Annotated in this window: 8 protein-coding genes and 1 tRNA gene; 3 read left to right on the plus strand and 6 right to left on the minus strand. The window is 67.5% G+C overall.

The window, feature by feature from the left end:
• Together AC0AIB_RS30625 and AC0AIB_RS30630 are read left to right on the plus strand one after the other, a co-directional pair.
• Positions 1-851: XRE family transcriptional regulator (locus AC0AIB_RS30625; protein WP_465098008.1), on the plus strand; the 851-nt coding region annotated here is incomplete at its 5' end.
• Position 852: 1 nt separating this feature from the next.
• Positions 853-1,830 (plus strand): NAD-dependent epimerase/dehydratase family protein, encoded by a 978-nt coding sequence (locus tag AC0AIB_RS30630; protein WP_465098009.1) that lies wholly within the window; start codon positions 853-855, stop codon positions 1,828-1,830.
• Positions 1,831-1,837: 7 nt separating this feature from the next.
• Here AC0AIB_RS30630 and AC0AIB_RS30635 read toward each other — a convergent pair whose 3' ends face one another.
• Positions 1,838-2,506, minus strand: a complete 669-nt coding sequence (locus AC0AIB_RS30635; protein WP_465098010.1) for a hypothetical protein — start codon at positions 2,504-2,506, stop codon at positions 1,838-1,840.
• 43 nt (positions 2,507-2,549) lie between these two features.
• A complete protein-coding gene (locus AC0AIB_RS30640) occupies positions 2,550-3,464 on the minus strand; it encodes a hypothetical protein (RefSeq protein WP_465098011.1) in 915 nt (304 codons plus the stop codon).
• Between the two features lie 241 nt (positions 3,465-3,705).
• On the opposite strand from AC0AIB_RS30640, the gene AC0AIB_RS30645 reads away from it, so the two are divergent.
• A tRNA-Phe gene (locus AC0AIB_RS30645) sits at positions 3,706-3,819 on the plus strand.
• A 105-nt stretch (positions 3,820-3,924) separates the two neighbouring features.
• Here AC0AIB_RS30645 and AC0AIB_RS30650 read toward each other — a convergent pair.
• The 4 genes from AC0AIB_RS30650 to AC0AIB_RS30665 all read right to left on the minus strand — a co-directional run bounded on the left by AC0AIB_RS30650 (position 3,925) and on the right by AC0AIB_RS30665 (position 7,970).
• Positions 3,925-6,381, minus strand: coding sequence for a hypothetical protein (locus AC0AIB_RS30650; RefSeq protein ID WP_465098012.1), 2,457 nt, complete (start codon positions 6,379-6,381; stop codon positions 3,925-3,927).
• 90 nt (positions 6,382-6,471) lie between these two features.
• Positions 6,472-6,966 carry a hypothetical protein gene (locus AC0AIB_RS30655; protein WP_328349002.1) on the minus strand — a complete coding sequence of 165 codons (495 nt, stop codon included), beginning with the start codon at positions 6,964-6,966 and terminating at the stop codon, positions 6,472-6,474.
• A 32-nt stretch (positions 6,967-6,998) separates the two neighbouring features.
• Complete coding sequence (locus AC0AIB_RS30660; RefSeq protein WP_328342094.1) at positions 6,999-7,613, minus strand: hypothetical protein; 615 nt, start codon at positions 7,611-7,613, stop codon at positions 6,999-7,001.
• A 150-nt stretch (positions 7,614-7,763) separates the two neighbouring features.
• Complete coding sequence (locus tag AC0AIB_RS30665) at positions 7,764-7,970, minus strand: helix-turn-helix transcriptional regulator (protein ID WP_328342096.1); 207 nt, start codon at positions 7,968-7,970, stop codon at positions 7,764-7,766.
• Positions 7,971-8,389: the final 419 nt, after the last annotated feature.

Raw genomic sequence — 8,389 nt, forward strand, 5'->3', positions numbered from 1 at the left:
TCGAGCAACCCCGGTTGCTGGAGAACCGGCTCGCGTGGCACCTCGCGGGGGTCGACTGGAGTCAGCCCGATCGGGCGCTCACCTTCACCACCGGCACGTACTTCGGTGGTGTCGACGTCGCGGAAGCGCTCGCGCATGAGATGGCGATGTACCACGTTGCCGGCGATGGGAGCGGCATCCTGCCGGCGTCCTGGCGCAACCTCGGCTTCCGGCGACTCGTCGGCGACCCGTTCACGCCCAGCCGCCGGGCCACGGCACCGTCAACCGACACGCTCACCCTGCGGGTCGACGACGACGGGGTCTCCTTCGTGCTGCACAACCGAGCTGCCGGCAACGTGGCCGTAGCCGGGGGGATGCTGCACATCATGCCGGCGGGAGTCTTCCAACCGTCGAGCGTCTTGCCGGCGGCTCAGGCGGCCGACTTCGACCTGTGGCGCAACATGATGCGCGAGTACAGCGAGGAATTCCTCGGCAGCGCCGAGCACGGCGGCGACGGTGAGCCGGCGGACTACACCGCCGAACCGTTGGCGTCCTTCGACCGCGCCCTGGCCGCCGGTGGGGTACGGGTCTTCTGTCTCGGCGTCGCGCTCGATGCGCTCACCCTGTGGGGCGAGATCCTGACCGTGGCCGTGTTCGAGGGCCCGACCTATGACCGCCTGTTCGCCAACATGGTCAGCGCCAACGCCGAAGGGACAGTGGTCAAGACCGGGCGGGTACGGCCCACCTCGGCGTTGCCGTTCACCCGGCACACCATCGACGAACTGACCGCCAGCGGGCGACTGGCCCCGGCGGCGGCCGGCTGCATCCAACTTGCGTGGGAACACCGTCGCACCATCCTGGGGAGAGGCTGACGTGCACGTACTGGTAACCGGTGGCCTGGGATTCCTCGGCCACGCCGTCACCCGCGAACTACTCGCCACCGGCCACCGGGTCACCGTCATGACCCGGGGCCACAGTGACCGCAACCCACCCCCTGGCGCCGAGCTGGTGACGGGAGACATCCGCGACCGCGACCGCGTCGCCGACATCGTCCAGCAAGGCAGGTACGGCGGCGTGGTGCATCTCGCTGCGCTCACCAGCGGCCGGGACTCGTTTGCCGACCCGCTGAGCTACTTCGACGTCAACGCGACCGGCACACTGAACCTACTCATGGCCCTGGACGCTGCGCGGACGACCACCGGGCCGGCCGCCCTGGTCTTCGCCTCCACAAACATCGTGTACGGATCACAGCACCACGGTGCACTCTCCGAAGACCTCGACCCACACCCCGAAAGCCCTTACGCGGCATCGAAAGTCGCCGCCGAGCAGATGGTCGCAGCCTACGCAGCAACCGGAGCAATCGGCGCGATCATCGTACGGCCCTTCAATATCGCCGGAGCTGTCGACGGCGTCACCGACACCGACCGCGCACGGATCATCCCCAACGTCTTTCGCGCGATCACCGGCCAACTCGACCATGTGACGCTGAACGGCGATGGTGCGGCAGTACGCGACTTCGTCCACGTTGCTGACGTCGCCACCGCCGTCCGACTCGCCCTAGCCGCATGCGCCCCAGGGGTCGGCCAAACCGTCAACCTCGGCTCCGGCATCGGTACGAGCATGGCCAGCTTAGTAGCCGCCGCCGAGCAGGTCACAGGCCACCCGATTGTTGTCCGACGCCAGCCCCCCAAACCAGAACCACCGAACCTGATCGCGGACATTAGCCGCGCTCACACCGCCCTTGAATGGACGCCGACAAGGTCAGAACTGATTGACATCCTCGCAGACGCATGGAAGGCATGGTCGGAAATCCTGTCCGGCTCCTCAGCCGCCACACTGTCGAGCTCATAAGGCGGATTCAATCCTCGTCGTCAAATACGACGCCTGGTTCTTGTGGTCTACTGGCTCTGCCGGCCATTGCCCGTGCTTGCCTTTTGCTTGCCTTCTGCAAAGCGAAAGAATTTTCGTCCTGCTTGTCGACGGCTGTGATGATTAGTTCGAATAAGTAAACCAATCGTGCAAACTTTAGAAGAGAAAGCAAAAAGGCGACCTCGAACAACCAGTTTGATCCGTTTGGCTTGGATGATCCACCGTCAATCGCCATGCTTGTAATACACAGCGCTGCAACGACCATCAGCCAGCGACAGATGCTAAGCCAGTTGTCGCGTATCTTGGCTCCGTGGACAGCGCGTAGCCAGGTGATGATTGGCCCCGAGGAGCTGCCGTACTGGGCGATGGCAGTTCCGGTGAACCCGCCTATTAGTGCGGAAACTCCTGCACCGGCCGCGTATGTGTCGGTTCTCTGGCTACCGTCCGCCCATGCGAGAACATCGCCGACTCCATAGCGAACCACGAAGAATGCGTGAAGGGAGACGATTCCGACCACAATGCATGTATCGACCCACGGATGGTCGGACCAGATCCCTCGAAGCTTGCCGGGGGATAAATTGCCGAGGCGGTAGAAGGCCCCAAGGAGGGACGCGGGGCGACGTTTTGGTGTGGCGACCTTCCGGCGACTGTTCTCCACTGTGCACCTCCTTCCACCAGTGTAGAGAGGGGGTCCGACACTCCTAGCCGTTCAGCGTCGGATCTTGGTAAAGCTCATCACCGAATCGCTCGGCTGCACGATAGATCGCATCAATTGCAGAAGCGATCTTAACCGACTTGCCTTCTTGGTCCGTAATTGTGATCTTTTCCTTCCGGGCAAGGCGATGCTTGACAAAGTCAACGTCCTCAGCTCGGGGGCGGCCACTTTCGTCGTAGTTGACCAATTTGGCGGCGGCTGATCGGAAGTCGTCTTCTGAAACTTCCTTGGCTATGTCAAGTATCTTGATGCGGTCCTCTTCAAGGCCGGGCGACATCCCGCCCTCGATTCGGAAAATCAACTCGATTGAGGTGTGATCGAGCTTTGCTCCCACCAACTTTTTGATTTCCGCGAGGGTCTTTGCTGTGCTCTCGTCGGTGATGTCTAGTTGGCGGCTGTCGTACTTTACGCGCAGAAGCGATGCTTCGGCAGCTCCCCTGATTTTCTGCATCACTTTCCGTGACAAGACTGGTTCAATCGTTACGCCGCCATCGACCAGTGCATGCGAGTTAATCCATGCTTGTAAGGCGGAAATGCGTGGGGCGGCGTGGGAGCCAAGAACATAACCTAGCCTGTTTGTTTCCTCCAGAAAATGAGTGATTGAGAGTTCCACCCAAGGCTTTGCTGAGTCGGAAGCCGTATCGACAATGTCTCCCGTTTCGATATCGTAAGAAGAAACGTCATCGCGATAGCGTGCGAGAATTAGGTGGTCCTTTTCGTGGCGCGTATAGATCTGACCCCAATGGGGGGTCATTCCCACGTAGTGCCTTCTGGCTTCCGCCGACTCGCGAGATATCTCCGCTAAATGCTTATCCCAGGGTAGGGGGTCGGGAAAAGGGCAACCCTTGGCGTCTCGAATTTCAAAGAAGGCTACAGTCTTGGGCTTGTCCTTCTTTGTCATCAATGCCACCCCATCTAGCCAGTTTACTTATCGACTCTGTGGCCGGAGGTTACCTGAGGGGGTGCAGTAGTGCATTCTTTGCGGATCTTTAATCAGATATCAGACATATGGCTTGACCGTTGCGTCGCCGCCCAAGTCGTTGCGACTGTGCGCCAGCGGCAGCGGGTTCTTGGCGGGTCATGCTTGGTCTCAATCTTGGTCTCGTTCACTGCTGTACGCCGGTACGTGCCCGGGTTCGCCAGGTGGCGAAGCGCCTGGTCCCGCCTGCTGATGGACGGTCTTGAACAGGTGGTCGCAGACCTCGAAAGCGTGTGAGGGTTTACGCCCTCCGCGGGTTCAAATCCCGCCGCCACCGCTCGTGACAAGCGAGAACGCCCGGTGCGATCCGTGAGGATCGCACCGGGCGTTCCGCGTTTGCCCGGCCCGGCCGGCCCCCGATCGGAGCCGGCCCGCGACCGGGTCAGGACGTGCCGGCGTTCCGCTGGCCCACTCGGTAGGTGGCGGTGTTGCCGTCGGTGTCCAGCAGCACGGTGACCGGGCCGGGAGGCAGCGTGCAGGTGACAGTGCCCTGGGCGGCGCGGTCCGTCCCGCACGTCGACCGACCCGTCCCGCCGAAGACGGTCAGCCGGGCCCGGCCGGTGCCGGCGGTGCGCGCCCAGGTGAAGGTCTGCCGGGCGGCGGTCTGGTCGGGCGGGACGGTGAAGCAGGCCGCGAGGCGGTCCGGGCCGGTGGTCACCGTCGTGTCCGTGGTGTCCCGGGGCAGCGGCGGGCAGGCCGGCGCGTCGGTCCGGGCGAAACCCACCGTGTACGACAGCTGCGCGACCCAGGTGTGCCCGGTGAGCAGCGCCGAGTGCGGTGCCGGGCCGTCCAGTTCGCAGCCGTGCCAGGTGTACCACCAGAGGCTGCACTCCGACTCACCGTCGGCGTCCACGATGTCGACGTTCAGTGCGGCGTCGACCGGCAGCAGCGTGGCGATCGACGCCCCGGACGGGGTGGGCAGGACCACGCAGTCGATCTGGCCGGAGGTGTCGATCCGGCCCCGGTGCGGCGCGTCGGCCCAGCCGGCGTCGGAGACGGGTGCGCACCCGGTCGGCCGCAGCGGCAGCAGCGACACCGCGAACTCGGTGGTGCTCGTGGCGTCCACGCTGGCCAGCAGGGTGTGCCGGCCGGCGGGCAGCGGGCAGCGGACCTGGGCACAGACCGTCCGGCCGGCGGTGTCGAGGACCCGGGCGAACGTGGTCACGTTGTCGCCGTGCAGGGCGGTCACCCGGTAGACCCCGGCGGCCGGGACGTCCAGGATCCGGCACGCGACCGGGGCCGGGGCGCCGACGGGCGCGGCGCCGTAGCTGCCGGGCCGGACCGTGGGGCAGCCCACCGGGTCGGAGATCCGCCGGATACCCAACGGGTACGTCTCGACGGTGTTCCCGCTCCACTCCCGGTACGAGATCACCCGGTAGTCGCCGTCGGCCGGGAGCACGCAGCCGACCTGGTCGGTAGGCTCGGCGCAGATCCGGTTGCCACCCGTGTCCTGGGTCCAGCGTGCACCGGACACGATGACCCGTTCACCGGCCCGGCCGGTGAAGGGCTGGCAGTTGGTCTGTACCCGGGCGACCTGGCTCACCTGGAGGGCCGGTTGGTCCCAGGGGGCGTAGCCGGTGGTCGGCGCGCACCCGTCGGCCCGGTCGAGCGGGTTCAGCGCCACCTCGTACCGGTGGGTCCGGTCGGCGTACAGGGGGCCGCTGACCAGCAGGGTGTACCGGCCGGCGGCCGGCACGGTGCAGACCGGGACGCCCTCCCGGGCGCAGACCTGAGCGCCCGTGGCATCCAGCACCTGCCAGTCGAAGCTGGTGGCGTCGAGGCTGACGGCGCGGACGAGCAGCGGCCGGGCCGCGTCGGTGCCGAAGGTGTGGCAGGTCGCCTCGCCGGCCGGGGTCGCGCCGCTGTTCACGGCGCTGCCCGGGTCGCCGTACGGAGCGAGCGGCAGGCTCTGGCAGCCCGCCGGGTCGGACAGCCGCCGCGCCTTGACCAGGTGGGTGCCCTCCTTGCCGTACTGTTCCCAGCTCAGCAGCCGGTAGGGGCCCGGCCGGTCGAGCCGGCAGTCACCGCCGCCGTAGCTCAACTCGCAGAGCGTCAGGTGCCGCCCGTCAAGGATCAGCCCCCGTATGTCGCGCGGACCGCCCGGGTCGGCGAACCGCAGCAGCGCACCGGCTGGCTGGTCGAACAGGTGACACCGGGCGGCCGCACCGGCCGGCAGCGTCACCGTGCTCCCCGGTGACCCGAAGTCGAACAGGTCCGCCGGCAACTGCCCGCAGCTCGACGGGGTATGCGTCGACTCGGCCGCGATCGTGTAGTCGCCCCGCCCGGTCGAGTACGGCAGTTGCAGGGTGATCCGGTACGTCCCGGCGGCACCGACCCGACAGCGGTTCGCGTCCACGCCGAGCCGGCAGAGCTCCCGGCCGGTGGCATCGGTGACCCGGCCACCGACGGAGTCCCGCCCGGTGCCCCGACCGAGCTGGACGAGCAGCAGGTCGTCGGCGGCGGTGGTGGTGACGGTCCAGACGTCCTGCGCCTGGTCGACGATCGCGGCGCAGGTGGCGACCGTGCCGAGGGCCAGACCGCCGCCGCAGCGTGAGCGGGGTGGCTTGGGCTGCCGGGTGACGGTGGTGGACCGGGTACGCGGCTGTTCGGTGCTCAGCCCGGTGGCCTGCGACGCCGGATCCGATGTGGCGGGTGCCGACGCCGGCGAGCCCGTCGCCGTGGTGCCGGACGTACCGACCACCGCGGCCGGTGTCGGTGCCCCGTCACCTGCGGCGATCGGGCCTACTGCCAGGGTCGAGACGAGCAGGGTGGCCAGCGCGAGGCGTGGCAGTGACTTCCCGGCCCGGATCACCGGGCGGGACAGGACTGTGCGTGACATCGATCCCCCGTGTGCTGCCCACGCCGACTGCGTGGCCAGGAGATGTTCTCATCGGGGCCGGTCACGGACAATCCACGTCGTGGCTGCAGTTCAGCAGGGGCCGTAACCCTCGTCGAAGAGGCGGCGGGCCCAGTCGGCGTACCCGGCGATGATCTCCCGGACGGCCGTGCCGTCGTGCAGGAAGAGGTACCCCCGGTCGCCGTCGCGGGCGAGCAGTCCGTCGAACCGGTACGTCCGCTGTGGAGCGTGCAGCCGGACCGCCGACGGGTACCGGCGCAGCACCTCCCCGACGGGGGTGCCGACGGTGATCCCCTCCGGGGTGCTCATCGGGTCGTCGAGCCAGAGCAGCACCAGCCGGTCGTCGACGAAGATCGGGCTGGCCGTGCCGTGTCCGGCCAGCGTCGTACCGCAGGTGTCGGCATCGGCGCGGAGCATTCCGCGCCGGGTCAGCTCCGCCTCGCTGACGCCGAACTCGGCTCCGGCCAGGCCGTGCAACCCGACCACCTGGCTGGCACCGATGGGCCGCGCCGGAGCGTCGTGCTCCGATGGCCGGCGGCCGCTGCCCGATGCGGTGGCAGCCACCAGCAATGCCGCAAGGACGGCAAATTGTCGCAATGTCATGGAATCCCCCAGTCCACAACGGGACCGGGGCGTTCAGGTTGCTGGTCGGCCGGGAATTGCTGCTCCTCCCATTCCTCGGCCAGCTCGTCCCAGTAGTCGGCAGTCAGCCCACGCCGGCCGTGGGTCAGCCAACCGGCGGTGTTCCGCTCCAGGTGCAGGCCCAGTTCGGCGAACGGGTCGAGCCATCGGCCGGGCTCCGCGCCGAGCCGCGCCAACGCCGCGTTGATCGGCCACTCGACGCGCGGCAGCGTGAAGGTGCTGTCGAAGCGCGGACCCCAGCTCAACCGGCCGTCGAGCCAGACCGCCGACGCCTGTCGACCGAGACCCCCGGCGAACTCCGCCTCCAGGTACGCCACCGGCCCGCGCCGCGACCAGCGGTCCAGCAGCCCAGCCAGGGCCGGCGAGAGGACCAGCTCGAACGGCTGCCCGGCGGTCGGCTCCTCGGGGTGGTAGTCCGGCAGCGCGCCGGTCAGCTCCTCGACCAGTTGCGGGGTCACCGGCAGCAGCGCGAAATCCTGCCGGAGCGCGGCCAGCACCGCGTGATCCAGGTCGGCGGTCTGCTCGCGCAGCAGCTCGACATCCGCGACGACCGCGCTGAGCTGGTAACTCATCCGATCCCCCCGCTGTCCACACCCTGTGGATAGCACATGTGTACGACGGATCCGGGCCGCCGTGGATGCCCGCACCGTACCGGTGTTCATGGCGGAGGGTGTACCGGTCTGCACGCCGGCGAGTGCCGTGCCCGATGGTTGGTCGGCTGTCTACTCGTCGTCTTCCGCAGGTGTGCGGGGAGGTCGGTGGTGGCGTGCCCACTCGTCGACCTCGTCGGCGTCCCAGACAGTGGTGCCGATCAGTCGGGCGAGTGGTTCGGGGAAGCCGGGTCTGCGGGTGATCTGTAGGACCCGCTGCCGCGACACGTTGAACAGGGCGGCCAGTTCGCCCGGTCCGTACAAGCGCGGTCGCTTCACCCTTCGACCGTAGGCACGGCGCTGGCTTGACTATCGCTCCTTGCTGATTGACAAGTGGGTGCGCGGCGATGTGAGGTAGGGATGGCCTCCGGCCCGGTGGAGGAGCTTCCCGGCGGGCCGGAGTGCCGTGAAGATCGACCCCACCTCGGAGGCGAGATGCAAAGACACGCGCCGCTCAAACCGCTCTGGATCTGCACCGCCGATGCGCTGCCCTGGCCCTGCGGGCAGGCCCGACTTATCCCGCATCGCTGCCTCCCCACCGGCGGCACCGGGCCGCCGTTGCGGAGAACCCTAGTACTGCAACGGCAGTTGGTCAGGGGTAGCCGCGTCGTCGGTAGTGGCATGTTCGGGCCTGGTGTTGGCGGCGTCGTCGCCATCGGGACCAGGCCCAGACATGCTCGGGTTCATGGATGTGTCGC

It is taken from the genome of Micromonospora sp. DSM 43699 (assembly GCF_055517075.1).